Source organism: Acidovorax sp. Leaf73 (genome assembly GCF_916855635.1).
GTDB lineage: Bacteria > Pseudomonadota > Gammaproteobacteria > Burkholderiales > Burkholderiaceae_C > Acidovorax > Acidovorax facilis.
The window spans coordinates 619,313-632,830 of the sequence record NZ_CAKASI010000001.1 but is presented as its reverse complement, the minus strand read 5'-3'; the positions used below and the strand labels follow the sequence as shown (position 1 = coordinate 632,830).

The window sequence follows — 13,518 nt, the reverse complement described above, 5'->3', positions numbered from 1 at the left end:
CGTAAGTTCACAAACGATTTAAAAATCGGGTGATTAGATCGCCGAGTTATGAAGACCGTGGTACACAGACTTCAGTAACTATGAAATTCATAGCTATCAGGGCAATACCATAGAGCGCAGACTGCCATTTTTCCTTGAATTTTCCTGACGACTCCAGAAACTTCTCCAGGCCATACTTCTATATTTCAACTTTTGTTGTATTATCGAACCATGCAAGAAACCGATGTCATCCGATCCCTCGCCGCCCTCGCCCAGGAAGTGCGCCTGCGGGTGTTCCGCGCCCTGGTGGTAGCGGGCCAGGAAGGGCTCACGCCCGGCGGGCTGTCCGAGCAGCTGGGCATTGCGCCCAACACGCTGTCGTTCCACCTCAAGGAGCTGACCCACGCGGGCCTGGTGAGCCAGGAGCGCCAGGGCCGCAACCTGATCTACCGCGCCTCGTTTGCCACCATGAACGACCTGCTGGCCTACCTGACCGAGAACTGCTGCCAGGGCGCTGCCTGCCTGACCGACGAGGCCACCGCCGCCTGCCAGTGCTGATCGCCCCCCAACAACTTCCACCCCACGACCCACAGCCGAAAGGAAACCACCATGAAGCGATTCCACGTCCACATGCATGTCGATGACCTTGCCAAGAGCATCGCGTTCTATTCCAGGCTGTTCGCGGCCGAGCCTGCACGTGTCGAGACCGACTACGCCAAGTGGATGCTCGAAGACCCGCGCGTGAACTTCGCCATCTCCACCCGGGGCGACAAGCCCGGCGTGGACCACCTGGGCTTCCAGGTCGATGAGGCCGACGAACTGGCCGAGCTCAAGGCCCGCGCCCAGGGCGCCGACATGGCCCTGCTGGACGAAGGCGCCACCACTTGCTGCTACGCCCGCAGTGACAAGCACTGGATCACCGACCCGCAGGGCGTAGCGTGGGAACACTTCCACACCTTGGGCAACATCCCCGTGTTCAACGAAGCCACTGCGCAGCAGCCAGCCCAGGCCGCGCAGGCAGCGTGCTGCCCCACAGGCGCACCGTCCGCCCCCGCGCCCGGCCAGGCCGCCTGCTGCGGCCCTACCGCCAACAACCCCAACAAGTGCTGCTGAGCCTGGAGCCACGATGAACGCCACCCCACAACGTCCTCCTTTGAACGTGCTGTTTCTGTGCACGCACAACTCCGCCCGCAGCATCCTGGCTGAGGCCTTGCTCAACGCCATGGGCCAGGGCCGCTTCAAGGCCTATTCAGCCGGCAGCAGCCCACGCGACAACCTGCAGCCCCACCCGCTGGGCCTGCAGGCGCTGGCCCACGCGGGCATCCCCACCGAAGGGCTGCGCAGCAAAAGCTGGGATGAGTTTGCCGCCCCCGGCGCGCCGCACATGGACCTGATCATCACCGTGTGCGACAACGCAGCGGGCGAGGTCTGCCCCTTCTGGCCCGGCCACCCGGCCACGGCGCACTGGGGCTATGCCGACCCGTCGGCGGGCGATGGCTCGGACGCCGACAAGGCTGAAGCCTTCCGCAAGACCCTGCACGCCATCAAGCAGCGCCTGGAACTGCTGGTGAACCTGCCCGACGACAAGCTGGCCGCCACCGCGCTGCAAGCCACGGCCCGCAACCTGCCCGCGCAATAAGATGAAACACTCCCTGAGTCGCTTATCGCCTTCGCCCCTCTCTCGCTGCGCGGGAGGGGGACGCACCCGGTGGCCTGGCAAAGCCAGTTCCACGGGTGCACGGGTTTGGGCCGTGCCAGTTTCATGCATCGCGGGTGGCGCGCAGCGCAATGGATCACTGAAGGGATCACTGAAATGACCCTGCCACCAAGCCATTCGCAACGCGCTGCTGCCAGCGCGTTGCCGCCCTCCCCCGCCGCTGGCATGGCGGTGTTCGAGCGCTACCTCACCGTCTGGGTACTGCTGTGCATCGTGGTGGGCATTGCGCTGGGCCAGTGGCTGCCCGGCGCGGCCCGCGCCGTGGGTGCGCTGGAGGTGGCTCGCGTCAACCTGCCGGTGGGCCTGCTCATCTGGGTGATGATCATCCCCATGCTGCTGAAGGTGGACTTTGGTGCGCTGGCCGAGGTGCGCCAGCATGTGCGCGGCATTGGCGTGACGCTGTTCGTCAACTGGCTGGTCAAGCCGTTTTCGATGGCGCTGCTGGGCTGGCTGTTCATCCGCCACTGGTTTGCGCCGTACCTGCCTGCCGACCAGATCGACAGCTACATAGCAGGGCTCATCCTGCTGGCCGCCGCGCCCTGCACGGCCATGGTGTTTGTGTGGAGCCGCCTCACCGGGGGCGACCCGCTGTTCACGCTGTCGCAGGTGGCCCTCAACGACAGCATCATGATCGTGGCGTTTGCGCCGCTGGTGGCCTTTTTGCTCGGCCTGTCGGCCATCACCGTGCCGTGGGACACGCTGCTCACCTCGGTGGTGCTGTACATCCTGATCCCGGTGGTGATTGCGCAATGGCTGCGCAAGCGGCTGCTGCGCAAGGGCCAGGCTGCGTTTGACGCCGCCGTGGCGCGCACCGGGCCCTGGTCCATCGCCGCGCTGCTGGCCACGCTGGTACTGCTGTTCGCCTTTCAGGGCGAAGCCATCCTGCAGCAGCCGCTGGTGATTGCCCTGCTGGCCGTGCCCATCCTCATCCAGGTGCTGTTCAACTCCGCCCTGGCCTATGGCCTGAACCGCGCCGTGGGCGAAAAGCACAGCATTGCCTGCCCCTCGGCCCTGATCGGCGCGTCCAACTTCTTCGAGCTGGCCGTGGCCACGGCGATCAGCCTGTTTGGCTTTCACTCCGGCGCGGCGCTGGCCACGGTGGTGGGCGTGCTGATCGAGGTGCCGGTGATGCTGCTGGTGGTGGCCGTGGTCAACCGCAGCAAGGGCTGGTACGAGGCGCGCGACTGACAAGCACGCCACCTGGGGCGGTCAGGTGCCTGCCGCCACCGCCCCCCGCGCCTGTACCCGGCGCGAGATCAGAAGCCCCAGCACAAACACCCCCACCGCCGCCGCCGTGAACACTGGCGGCAGCCATCCCCGGTCCACACTGAAGGCCACCAGCAGCACACCCGTGGACTGGCCCAGGAACAGCAGGCACGCAAACAGCGTCACTGCCGTGCCCCGCGCCTCGGGCGCCATCTGCGTGGCCTGCACCTGCAGCGTGTTGTGCAGCATGTAAAAGCCGATGCCCGCCAAGAAGCAGCCCAGCATGGCCCAACCCACCGCAGGCGCCCACGCCAGCGACAGCAGGCCGATGGCAATGAAGCTGGCTCCCAGCACGGCCAGCCCCCGCTCGCCCAGCGCCGCCAGCCAGCGCCGCGCAAACACGCTGTAGATCAGCCCGCCCACGCCATACAGCACCATCACCCCGCCAGCGGCCGAGGCCGACAGGCCAAAGCCATCGACCATGCGCGCGGGCACAAAGGCCAGCGTGCCAAACGCGAGCGCGCCTTCAATCGCCACCACCGTCAGCACCCAGCGCACACGCGGAATGCGCAGCAGCGCCAGGGTGCCCGCCAGGTAGTTGGCCAGCGAAAACGCCGGTGCGCCCGGCACCACCACCGGACGCAGCGCCCCGCTGGCGCGCGCATGGCGCAGCAGCAGCGTGGCCGCCGTGAAGAACAGCACGGCCAGCACACCCAGCGCCGCACGCCAGCCCAGCGTTTCGGTGGCAAAGCCGCCAAACCACTGGCCCGCCATCATCCCGGTCACCGTGGCCACCATCAGGCGCGCCAACGTTTCCTGCCGCTGCTCGTAAGCCACCTCATCGCCAATCCACGCCATCGACAGCGGAATGATCCCGGCCGCCGCCGCCCCCATGGCCGCACGCGCCACCACCAGCAGGCTGAAGCTGGGCGCCAGCGCCGTCATGGCGCTGAACACCGCACATGCCGCCGTGGCGCCAATGATCACGCGCACCTTGCCTACCCGGTCGCCCAGCGGGCCATACACCAGCTGCAGCACGCCGTAGGCCACGGCAAACGCCGCAATCACGGCCGATGCATCGCCCGTGGTGATCTTGTACTCAAGGGACAGTGCCACCAGCATCGGGTCGCACACGCGCATGGACGCCATGCTGCAAAAGGCCGCCAGGCTGATCAGCCGCAGCATCGTCGAAGAAGAAGTCATGGGCGCCGATTGTGGTGCGGCTCGCGTCTGCGCGCTGGCAGGGTGCGCCATGCACCCTGGGGGTTGAAGGCCACAGGACACGCATGCCACACGGCACACGCAGCACGCGCGGCACGTCCACACAGGTACTGACACTTTTTTGGGTGGCAAGCGCCAGTCCTGCGCTTACCATGCGCCCCGGATTGATGTGCCCCATCCATCGATCAATCAACCAAGCATCACACGAGGAGAAACCGAGCATGAACAAAAGAAACTTTGTGGCTGCCAGCGTCGGCCTGGCAGGCCTGTGGACCGCCACCACCAGCAGCCACGCCGCGCCACCCGCCAAAGCATCCACCAGCCCCGCCCTGCTCACCATCAGCGGCGCCATCACCCAGCCCAACCGGGGCGCGCTCGATGCCACCATCGACCAGATGATGGGCAAACACGGCATCCAGTTCGACAAAGCCCACGCGCTGGACGCCGCCGCCCTGCAGCGCATGCCCGCCGTCACCATCAAGCCCACGCTCGAATACGACAGCAAGCCCCACACGCTCAAAGGCCCCCTGCTCACCACCGTGCTGGCCGCTGCCGGTGTGGCCGCTGGCAGCCCCGTGCAGCTGGTGCTGCGCGCGGTGGACGGCTACAACGTGACCATCAGCATGGCCGACGTGCAGGCCTACCGCATGATCGTCGCCACCCACATCGACGGCCAGCCCATGGCCCTGGGCGGCCTGGGCCCGCAGTGGGCGGTGTACGACGCGGACGTGCTGCCCTCCTTCAAGGACAAGCCAGTGAAGGAACGCTTTGGCCTGTGCCCCTGGGGGCTGTATCACATTGAAGTGAAGAAGGTCTGAGGCCACCGGCAAGGTAGCCCAGCAAAAAAGAAAGAGCGGCTTCCTGGCCGCTCTTTTTTTGATAGCTGCTAGCGCTTTCCCATCAAGCGCTAGAGGCATTTTCCATTCAAATCACCGTGTCCGCCCCGCGATCCGCACCGCCAGTGCAGCCAGCGACCCCGCGGTAGCCAACGCCACAACGCCCAGCCAGCCCCACTGCGCCAGCACCAAGGCACCCAGCGCCGCACCGGCCGACATGCCGATGAACATGCCCGTGAACAGCAGCGCATTGAGCCGGCTGCGCGCCGCAGGGTCGATGCCGTAGACGATGGTCTGGTGCGCCACCAGCGTGGCCTGCACGCCAAAGTCAAAGCCGATGGCGCTGACCACAATCAAGCCCAGCTGGGCCTGCGCAGGCAGCAGCGGCGCCAGCGCCATCACCGCAAACGACACGGCGGCCAGCCCGGCGCCGTAGCGCGTCACCACCTCGGGCCCGCGCTTGTCGGCCAGGCGCCCGGCCAGCGGTGCAGCCAGTGCACCCGCCGCCCCGGCCAGGCCAAACGCGCCCGCCGCCGCCGTGCCCAGGTTGAACTGGCTGTGCAGCATCACCGCCAGCGTGGACCAGAACGCGCTGAAGCCGACGGCCAACAACCCCTGCGCCCAGGCCGCGCGGCGCAGCGCTGCGTGCTGGCGCCACAGCGCCACCATCGAGCCGATCAGCGCGCCGTAACCGAGCTGCGTGGTGGGCGCAAAGCGCGGCAGCCCGCGCCACACCGCCACCGTCAGCAGCGCAACGGCCACCGCCGCCGCCACATACACCGTGCGCCAGCCCCACTGCTGCGCCACAAAGCCGCTGACCACGCGCGACAGCAAGATGCCCAGCAGCAGCCCCGTCATCACCGTGCCCACCATGCGCCCGCGCTGTGCGGCCGGGGCCAGCGTGGCGGCAGCGGGCACCACGTCTTGCGCCACCGTAGCCGCCAGGCCCACGGCCAGGCTGGCCGCCAGCAGCGCGCCCATGCCGGGCGCCAGGCCGCTCAGCAGCAGCGCCAGCATCAGCGCGATGGACTTGATGACGATGATGCGGCGCCGGTCAAACCGGTCACCCAGCGGCGCCAGCAGCAAGATGCCCAGCGCATACCCCAGCTGCGTGAGCGTGGGCACCAGCCCCACCACGCGGCTGTCGGCCTGCATGTCGGGCCCCAGCACGCCCAGCATGGGCTGGCTGTAATACAGCGACGCCACGCTCAGCCCCGCTGTGGTCGCCAGCAGCAACAACAGCGGCGCGCTCACCGGGGCAGCGTCTGCCGCGCCGCTTGCATGCACACTTTGAATGGAAGACATCACACCACCATCGATTGAAAAGGAATGGTGCGATTGTTCTAGCGCGCCTCCGCTCTGGGTAGTAGGCTGAACTGCAGATTCGTTATACGCTTGGCGTATGACAAACACCCTCCCGACTCAGCCACCCGGTGCCGACCGCATCGAGCTGATGCAGACCTTTGTCCGCATCGTCGAGGCCGGCAGCCTGTCGGCCGCCGCCCAGCAACTGGGCACCAGCCAGCCCACCGTGAGCCGCCGCCTGCAAGCGCTGGAGCGCAGCCTGGGCATCAAGCTGCTGCAGCGATCCACCCATGTGATGAAGCTGACGGAAGACGGCGACCGCTGCTTTGCCCACGCCAAGGCCCTGCTGGAAGACTGGCGCGCCATGGAGGACGACCTGCGCGGCACGGCCGACACCCCGCGCGGCACCCTGCGCGTGCTGGCGCCCCACGCCTTCGGGCAAAACCAGCTCATCCCCCCGCTGATGGACTACCTGCGCCGCTACCCCGATGTTTCGGTGGAATGGATGCTGCACGACCGCCGCCCTGACTTCATCGCAGAAGGTATCGACTGCGCCATCCAGGTGGGTGCGGTGGAAGACCCCTCGGTGGTCGCCATTCGCCTTGCCGAAGTGCCGCGCATCGTACTGGCATCGCCCGCCCTCATGGCAAGTCGGCCCACACCGCAACACGCGCAGGATCTGAAGGATCTACCCTGGCTGGCGCTCAGCACCTTCTACCAGCGCGAAGTCACCTTGACCCACCAGCACAGCAGCGAGGCCAGCACCTTCGCCATCACCCCCCGACTGGCCACCGACAGCCTGTACGCCCTGCGCAGCGCCGCCCTGGCCGGGCTCGGCGCGTGTATTGCATCGGCGTGGATCGTAGATGCGGATCTGCGCGCAGGCGACTTGCTGCACTTGGTGCCCACCTGGCAGGCCCCCTCGCTGCCGGTGTATCTGGTGTATCCACATGCGCGGTTTTATCCGGCGCGGTTGCGGTTGTTTTTGGAGGGGATGCGAGGGGCGATGCCGGGGTTGGCGGGGATGCGGGGGGTGGGGTCTTGAGCGGACGACGACTGCCGGCCAGGAGCGGCCTTCCAGCGAGTGGAGCCGTTTGCCTGTGGCATCGATGCCATGCACAGCAAAGACATTCTTTGGCAGATCGATTCCGACGGTGACAATGGCAGTCATGGACAGCCCCTTCCAACAAACAAGTGAGTTGATGAGAGATCGACTTCCGATCGTGGCACCTGGATGCCTTCTCCCGCAACTGTGCGGTTCACTCGGGACGGGGAAGCCCCTTTCATTGGTTGGACGGCGGCATGCATAGCGTTTCGGCAAGTCTCGACCAATTGCAGGCGCGCCTCCGTCGACTGCACGCTTCATTGGCCTCGACCTCCACATTGGAGATCCCCGTGTTTCAGTCACCGCGTTTGAGCGGGGCTGGGACATTCACCGTGGAATTTACAGACGGAAGGTCCGCGGCGGAAATGGAGAATGTGCTGGCGACGCTGGTTGCTAACGTAGCTTCATTGAAGGATCACTTGAAGGAATGGTGCGTGACCCAAAATCTCGCCTTTCCTGGAGACGGGCTCATCGACAGTGACTTATCGGTCGGATTGATTCATGATCTCTGGAACAGAGACAAACACGGCGCGCTGAGTCGCCCCCGCTCCGGTCACAGACCTCTAATTCAAGATGTGCACCAATCTCTGGGCGTTGAACCAATCGACGGACCGGGCTCCTCAATTGAGGGCCGTTTTGACCCCGAGACGGGCGAAACGCGCGTTGTCGCCGGCCCGAATACTAAGCTTTCGCTCGTAATCGATGGCGAAATTGTTGACGAGTCGGGGACGAAACTGGGCGGTGTCTTGGAGACCTGCGCCAAGGCACTAGACAGTTGGGAGACCACTATGGCGGCGTGCGGAGTACCTCGTTGAAGCCAGCTAACTGATTGGCCCACACGGATGGGCCGCCAGATGATCCGTAGCTCAAAGCTGCACGCGCACGTGCACTCGGAGCCGACTGAGCGGCAGCTATGGGCCCAAAGGCGACGCTGACACGCCGCCAGGGGCGGGGCAGATCTTGCTACAGCTTTGCGGGGCAGCTTCTAGCGCATCGATTGGCTATCGACGAATCTGATCACCGAGTGCCGGGGCGTACGCGGTATCAAAACCCAGTCGTTCAGATAGGTAACCACCGCAGGGCAGACCGTCATCGCTCCGTAGGTTCGTCTCGCGTTCTCAGGGTCGGTGAAGTGCACATCAATTCGTTTTCCGCGTCGGATTACAAGTTTGATATTTAGGCTCGTACACCCATGGCTCTGCTTTCCGCGTGAAACGCCAACGAGAGTGAATTGACTGAAGTCGACCTTCGGTGCGCCTATGCTCTCAGCATCCCGCGGATTGGGTTCTAATTTGCCCATCGCCCAGATCTCATCCCACTGTTGCTGGGTTCGAACTACGTACTCGGCATTTGGCCATTCGCGTGGCGACAACTTGTCAGTTTGCAGCCGTAAAAATTCAACGTGCTCAAGTATCTCCTGTGCCAATGCGAACGCCCCAGATGCCGCAAGCAGCACTCCGAAAACGACACCTCTCTGCGCAAAGCTCCTGAAGGCTATAGGCGACATAAACAACTCCCGATTACGCCATCGTAGCGCTGACGTGGGGGATGCTAACGGGCCCAAAGCAGCAGGGCGTTGTCTCCCAAATCAGTCGTTCAGAATTGCGAAACGCCCTTGCTTCTCAAGGAAACTCATCGGCTGGACCCAGCGCAATGCCGTAGAACGTCGCACCAACAAAGTTCGTTCCGGCTAGCACAGCGCCATCTAAGCCTATCGACTCGATAGCCGCATTTGCGAAGGTCGCGTTGGTCAGATCGGCTCCATTGAACGTCGCGCACTTGACGTTGCAGTTGCTAAAGCTGGTCCCGCGAAGGCTTGCGCCAGTGAAGTCTGCACTGGAAAACCAGGAATGTGGCCCGAAGCTTGCTCCATCAAGGGTAACGCGAGAAAGATTGGCCTCAGACAAATCTACGTTCGGGAAATGCCGTTCACCCAGCGCGTATCGCTGCATCAGTTCTTGAAGCGTTGACGGAGGGGTGTAGTTGTCTGTAGTCATCACTGAAGGCAGCTTCTGGCCGATAGTAAGCGTTCAACGACGAAGCGCGGATGACAGCAATCGCTGCTGGGCGATCATCTGCCGGATCTCCTCCATGGGCCGTTTCGAGCCGAAAGCGCCCCACCTCTACCCTTCGTCAGAGAGCCCTTTTACCCCGCCACCACCCGATTCCGCCCCGTGTTCTTCGCTTCATACAGCGCCGCGTCCGCTCTCGCCAGCAGCTTGTCCATCGAGTCGTTCTGCGGCAGGCTCAGGGTGACGCCGATGCTGACGGTGCAGCCCACCTCGTTGCCCTGGGGCACGCAGGCGGCGCGGATGCGTTCGGCCACCTGCAGGGCGGCGTCCAGGGGGGTGTTGGGCAGCAGCAGGGCAAACTCTTCGCCACCAAAGCGGCCCAGCAGGTCTTTGCTGCGCAGGCAGCGCTGTACCTTGGCGGCAAACTCCACTAGCACGCGGTCGCCGGCCTGGTGGCCGTGGGTGTCGTTGATGGTTTTGAAATGGTCCAGGTCCAGCATCAACATGGCCAGGGGCTGGCCGGTGCGGTGGCTGCGCTCCAGCTCGATGGCGCAGGCTTCGTCCATGTAGCGCCGGGTCAGGGTGTTGGTGAGCGAGTCGCGGGTGGCCAGCAGCTCCAGCTCGGCCCGGAGGCGGTCGCCAGCCATCAGCACGGCGCCCACCGAAAACAGCAGGACGGACACGGAAAAACTGGCGATGAACAGCACGTGCTGCGGCGTGCCGCTCAAGATGGTGTCGCCCATGGGCAGGAAGAACGTGGTGGCAAGCCGCACCAGCTGAATCACGGCGATGTACACGATCACCCCCACCGTGAGCCAGCGCGAAAAGCTGCCCATGCCCTGCCGCACGATGAACCAGGCGTGTACGGCAAACATCACGGCCAAGAGTGCCGTCACAAGCCGCAGGCGGGCTGTGTAACTGGGGTCGCCCAGGGCGAACCAAAGGGTGCCCAGCGTGACGGCGACAGTCACCGCCAGCCAGCGCCAAGTGGCTGGGCGCACGCCGTAAAAACGCTGGGTGCCCGCATACAGGCCATACACGCCCCAGCACAGCAAGAAATTGGGCACGGCCGTGGTGAGGATTTCAGGCAGTTGCCCACGCGAGGCCGCCAGGATGCCGCCCACCACAATGATCAACAGCGCCTGCGCCCATTGGCCCAGACCCTGAATGCTGGGGGGGTAGCTGCGCTTGAGGGCCCACAGCACCAGCGCCATCAGCGCACTCATGGCGCTGATCAACACGATGGCGGTGCGCGGGTCTATCACGTTCATGGTGGTGCCAGTTTGCCGGAATCGTTCCAGTTTGGGGGATGGGCTGCACAGGCCAAGGCGACAGAGCATGAGGGGCGCCATGCACCACCACTTGCAGCCTACGCCCCGCTGCGGATGACGTTAAGGGTGTGGGCAGGCGCAATGGGCAGCAAGCGGGTAAACCACGGGCCGTTGCGGCCCGGCCGGTGTTCTGCATATGCCCAAGGTCGATTGCTCACTATTTGATAGCTTCTGGCGCTTGTCCATCAAGCGCCAGAGCATATTTCAACCAAATTTTCGGCGTTTTACGGCATGCGCCCCGGCCTTCAAGGCGTGAAGGCACGCACGCACCGCGTCTGCAGGTTTTGGGTCTTGGGGATGGTCACCGGATTGCCGATGGAAAAATCATTGATCCATGCGTCGGTCAGGGGCGAAGCCGAGCCCTCGGTGGAGCTCCAATAGAGGGCGTTGGCGAAGCCGCCTACCGCCACCCTGTTGGTATACAGCGCCGCGAGCTGGTTGCGGGCGGGCAGGAACCAGTCGTTGTAGCAGGTGTTGCCCGCCTGGCAGGGAGTATTGCCTTGCGAATCGACCTGGTAGGTGCTGCACAGTTGCGCGGCATAAACACCCGCACCCAGGGTCGCACCGACGGCGGCGGTGTTGCTGGCACCGTCGGTGTCGCTTTGCGCACCCGGCCCCACGGCCGTGCCAAAGCCACCCCACCCGATCCCGGTGCTGTTGTCTGCGGTGGCAGCAATCAGGTTGTTCAGCCCGCCGCCCAGCGCAGCAATCACGCCGCCGCCACTGGTTTGCCCCACAGCGGTGATCAGGTAGGTATAGCCATTTGCCAACTGAGCGGCCCCGGCCGGGGTGAAAACCGCCACATTGACGGCACCCGCTGCATGCGCTGGCGTGACCGCCGTGATGGTGGTGGCGTTGACCACGTTGACCGAGGTAGCGGGCACACCGTCAAACGTGACACTGGTGGCGCCGGTGAGCCCGGTGCCGGTCAGCGTGACGCCGACCCCACCCGAAGCAGTGCCAGAGGTGGGGCTGATGGCGGTCAGCGTGGCGCCCGAGACGTAGAGGCTGCGGCAGATGGCCTCGACATCCACCCGGCAGGTGGCACCATTGGCCAGCATGGCCCCTACGCCGCAGGCGGGATGGGGCGATGGCGTGGGAGGCCCGGGGGGCAGCAAGGTGTTGGCCGGGTTGGTGGCAAAACACTGGGCCAGGTCGGGCGGGTCGATGGCGGCAATTCGCAGCGCAGCGCCGGAGTTGTTGCTGAAGTCCGCAGGCTGAAAGCCTGTGAAGCCACCGGCTGTGATGGGGCTGACGGCAATGGGCAGTGTCTCGCCCGCAGGTTGGGTGAAGGCACTGACAACCTGCGCCATCAAACCTGACCCCTGCCCCGCCAGGCCCACCACTGCGGACACCAGCAGCAGCGAAGCCACACGCCGCACGCCGTGACTGCGGCGCAGCGACCACCACCCGGCCAGCGCAACAGCCACCAGCAAGGCGCCCAGCGCCAAGGGGCTGTCCACCGGCACGTTGGCCACGGCAGGGACGCCGCTGGAGATCGTTTGGGCCGACGCGGCAAAGGGCAGCGTGGACAGCAGCATCAGCATGGCCAGCGGTGCAAACGGACCAGCGCTTCCAGGTTGGGTGTTCTTCATCGGTTGATCGTCCCTGCGGGGTGGTTGGGGTGGCGGTCGGATAGTTGCAAATTATCACAACCTCAGCAGGGCGGACGGGGGCGCATGGGGGGGATCGAAAGCAGCAGCCCGAGCCGTCCTGAACCAGGCTTTTGCAGGGGCCGCTGCCCCGCCAGACTGGCATCATCATGACCCCATGAAGTTGTTGGAACCCTCCGAGTACCAGGCAGCCGCTGGTGCCGTATATCTGTCCGTAGTGCAAGAGATCGCCCGGCTCCTACCCCTTGCCCAGTTGGAGCACATTGGTGCCTCCGCCATTCCTGGAGCGGTGTCCAAAGGCGATCTGGACATTTGCGTGCTGGTGACTGCGCAAGAGCACGGGCGGGCCGTTCAGGTGCTGCAGGGCGCAGGCTACGTGGCCAAAAAGGACACCTTGCGCACGCCAGAGCTGTGCATGCTGCTGTCGCCACGCACAGACACGGACGTGGCATTGCAGGTAGTGGCCAAGGGATCGGAGTTTGAGTTCTTTCTGCACTTTCGCGATGCCTTGCGTGCAGACCCGCGCCTGGTGGAGCAGTACAACCTGCTCAAGCAGCGTTTTGCGCCCTTTGGCATGGAGCGCTACCGTGAGGAAAAATCACGCTTCATCACCACCGTTCTGACCCCTCAGGTGCTACCCGGCCGCTGCGCGGAATCTGCACCGGTTGCGAGCGGGGCTTGCAACCTTGACTGACCAGGAGACCTCATGAGCACTGCAAAAACCCCCGAAGGCCCGCCCGCATCGGTGCTGATCGACCAGCGCATCGCCGACCTGAACGATTGGCGCGGGCAAGCACTGGGCCGCATGCGGCAGCTGATCCATGAGGCGGCGCCCAAGGTGTTGGAGGAATGGAAGTGGAACGGCACGCCCGTGTGGTCGCTGGGCGGGATTCTGTGCACGGGCGAGTCGTACAAGTCAGCGGTAAAACTGACCTTTCTGAAGGGAGCATCGCTACCAGACCCGGCGAAGCTCTTCAACGCCAGTCTGGACGGCAACGCCCGGCGTGCCATAGACATCCACGAAGGGGACACCGTGGACGCGGAGGCCTTCAAGGCGCTGATCCGCGCAGCGGTGGCCCTGAATGCCGGGGGTGCGAAGGCCAAGGCGAAATCGGCACGGGGTGCACGCACGGCCAGTTAGGTGCAGACAGCCCGCGGAGTCAGTCGTGTCTGAAAACTATTATTTCGATAGC

The 13,518-nt window shown here is 64.7% G+C and carries 14 protein-coding genes; 9 read left to right on the top strand and 5 right to left on the bottom strand.

Going from position 1 to position 13,518, the window contains the following annotated elements; genetic code table 11:
- Positions 1-210: 210 nt before the first annotated feature.
- The 4 genes from LPA35_RS03050 (at position 211) to arsB (ending at position 2,884) form a co-directional block, all read left to right on the top strand.
- The gene (locus LPA35_RS03050) at positions 211-537 is read left to right on the top strand and encodes a helix-turn-helix transcriptional regulator (protein ID WP_055397556.1); all 327 of its coding nucleotides are present in this window, start codon (positions 211-213) and stop codon (positions 535-537) included.
- 51 nt (positions 538-588) lie between these two features.
- The gene (locus tag LPA35_RS03045; protein ID WP_228894975.1) at positions 589-1,092 is read left to right on the top strand and encodes an ArsI/CadI family heavy metal resistance metalloenzyme; all 504 of its coding nucleotides are present in this window, start codon (positions 589-591) and stop codon (positions 1,090-1,092) included.
- 13 nt (positions 1,093-1,105) lie between these two features.
- The gene (locus LPA35_RS03040; protein ID WP_228894973.1) at positions 1,106-1,618 is read left to right on the top strand and encodes an arsenate reductase ArsC; all 513 of its coding nucleotides are present in this window, start codon (positions 1,106-1,108) and stop codon (positions 1,616-1,618) included.
- A 243-nt stretch (positions 1,619-1,861) separates the two neighbouring features.
- Complete coding sequence (arsB, locus tag LPA35_RS03035; protein ID WP_228895938.1) at positions 1,862-2,884, top strand: ACR3 family arsenite efflux transporter; 1,023 nt, start codon at positions 1,862-1,864, stop codon at positions 2,882-2,884.
- 21 nt (positions 2,885-2,905) lie between these two features.
- Here arsB and LPA35_RS03030 read toward each other — a convergent pair whose 3' ends face one another.
- Complete coding sequence (locus tag LPA35_RS03030) at positions 2,906-4,105, bottom strand: MFS transporter (RefSeq protein WP_228894972.1); 1,200 nt, start codon at positions 4,103-4,105, stop codon at positions 2,906-2,908.
- A gap of 239 nt (positions 4,106-4,344) precedes the next feature.
- On the opposite strand from LPA35_RS03030, the gene LPA35_RS03025 reads away from it, so the two are divergent.
- Positions 4,345-4,941, top strand: a complete 597-nt coding sequence (locus tag LPA35_RS03025) for a molybdopterin-dependent oxidoreductase (protein WP_228894970.1) — start codon at positions 4,345-4,347, stop codon at positions 4,939-4,941.
- A 111-nt stretch (positions 4,942-5,052) separates the two neighbouring features.
- On the opposite strand, the gene LPA35_RS03020 is transcribed toward LPA35_RS03025, so the two are convergent.
- Positions 5,053-6,264 carry an MFS transporter gene (locus tag LPA35_RS03020; protein ID WP_228894968.1) on the bottom strand — a complete coding sequence of 404 codons (1,212 nt, stop codon included), beginning with the start codon at positions 6,262-6,264 and terminating at the stop codon, positions 5,053-5,055.
- A 97-nt stretch (positions 6,265-6,361) separates the two neighbouring features.
- Between LPA35_RS03020 and LPA35_RS03015 the strand changes: the two genes are divergently transcribed.
- Both LPA35_RS03015 and LPA35_RS03010 read left to right on the top strand, forming a co-directional pair.
- Positions 6,362-7,309, top strand: a complete 948-nt coding sequence (locus tag LPA35_RS03015) for a LysR family transcriptional regulator (RefSeq protein WP_228894966.1) — start codon at positions 6,362-6,364, stop codon at positions 7,307-7,309.
- A 392-nt stretch (positions 7,310-7,701) separates the two neighbouring features.
- Positions 7,702-8,184 carry a hypothetical protein gene (locus tag LPA35_RS03010; protein WP_228894965.1) on the top strand — a complete coding sequence of 161 codons (483 nt, stop codon included), beginning with the start codon at positions 7,702-7,704 and terminating at the stop codon, positions 8,182-8,184.
- 807 nt (positions 8,185-8,991) lie between these two features.
- On the opposite strand, the gene LPA35_RS03005 is transcribed toward LPA35_RS03010, so the two are convergent.
- From LPA35_RS03005 to LPA35_RS02995, 3 genes are all read right to left on the bottom strand, one after another.
- Positions 8,992-9,366, bottom strand: coding sequence for a pentapeptide repeat-containing protein (locus LPA35_RS03005; protein WP_228894963.1), 375 nt, complete (start codon positions 9,364-9,366; stop codon positions 8,992-8,994).
- A 149-nt stretch (positions 9,367-9,515) separates the two neighbouring features.
- Positions 9,516-10,652, bottom strand: coding sequence for a diguanylate cyclase (locus LPA35_RS03000; protein ID WP_055401779.1), 1,137 nt, complete (start codon positions 10,650-10,652; stop codon positions 9,516-9,518).
- 305 nt (positions 10,653-10,957) lie between these two features.
- Entirely contained in the window at positions 10,958-12,307 is a 1,350-nt protein-coding gene (locus LPA35_RS02995; protein ID WP_228894962.1) for a midcut-by-XrtH protein, read from the bottom strand.
- A 175-nt stretch (positions 12,308-12,482) separates the two neighbouring features.
- Here LPA35_RS02995 and LPA35_RS02990 point away from each other — a divergent pair, with 175 nt between their 5' ends.
- Together LPA35_RS02990 and LPA35_RS02985 are read left to right on the top strand one after the other, a co-directional pair.
- On the top strand, positions 12,483-13,019 hold the full coding sequence (locus tag LPA35_RS02990) for a GrpB family protein (RefSeq protein WP_228894960.1): 537 nt from the start codon (positions 12,483-12,485) through the stop codon (positions 13,017-13,019).
- A gap of 12 nt (positions 13,020-13,031) precedes the next feature.
- Positions 13,032-13,466, top strand: coding sequence for a DUF1801 domain-containing protein (locus LPA35_RS02985; protein WP_228894958.1), 435 nt, complete (start codon positions 13,032-13,034; stop codon positions 13,464-13,466).
- Positions 13,467-13,518 lie beyond the last annotated feature (52 nt).

Bases quoted from the DNA above. Each gene is read 5' to 3' on its own strand.
- LPA35_RS03020 (WP_228894968.1), bottom strand. From the start codon at position 6,264: ATGTCTTCCATTCAAAGTGTGCATGCAAGCGGCGCGGCAGACGCTGCC.
- LPA35_RS03000 (WP_055401779.1), bottom strand. From the start codon at position 10,652: ATGAACGTGATAGACCCGCGCACCGCCATCGTGTTGATCAGCGCCATG.
- LPA35_RS03015 (WP_228894966.1), top strand. From the start codon at position 6,362: ATGACAAACACCCTCCCGACTCAGCCACCCGGTGCCGACCGCATCGAG.
- LPA35_RS03050 (WP_055397556.1), top strand. From the start codon at position 211: ATGCAAGAAACCGATGTCATCCGATCCCTCGCCGCCCTCGCCCAGGAA.
- arsB (WP_228895938.1), top strand. From the start codon at position 1,862: ATGGCGGTGTTCGAGCGCTACCTCACCGTCTGGGTACTGCTGTGCATC.
- LPA35_RS02990 (WP_228894960.1), top strand. From the start codon at position 12,483: ATGAAGTTGTTGGAACCCTCCGAGTACCAGGCAGCCGCTGGTGCCGTA.
- LPA35_RS03045 (WP_228894975.1), top strand. From the start codon at position 589: ATGAAGCGATTCCACGTCCACATGCATGTCGATGACCTTGCCAAGAGC.
- LPA35_RS03025 (WP_228894970.1), top strand. From the start codon at position 4,345: ATGAACAAAAGAAACTTTGTGGCTGCCAGCGTCGGCCTGGCAGGCCTG.
- LPA35_RS02985 (WP_228894958.1), top strand. From the start codon at position 13,032: ATGAGCACTGCAAAAACCCCCGAAGGCCCGCCCGCATCGGTGCTGATC.
- LPA35_RS03005 (WP_228894963.1), bottom strand. From the start codon at position 9,366: ATGACTACAGACAACTACACCCCTCCGTCAACGCTTCAAGAACTGATG.
- LPA35_RS03030 (WP_228894972.1), bottom strand. From the start codon at position 4,105: ATGACTTCTTCTTCGACGATGCTGCGGCTGATCAGCCTGGCGGCCTTT.
- LPA35_RS02995 (WP_228894962.1), bottom strand. From the start codon at position 12,307: ATGAAGAACACCCAACCTGGAAGCGCTGGTCCGTTTGCACCGCTGGCC.
- LPA35_RS03040 (WP_228894973.1), top strand. From the start codon at position 1,106: ATGAACGCCACCCCACAACGTCCTCCTTTGAACGTGCTGTTTCTGTGC.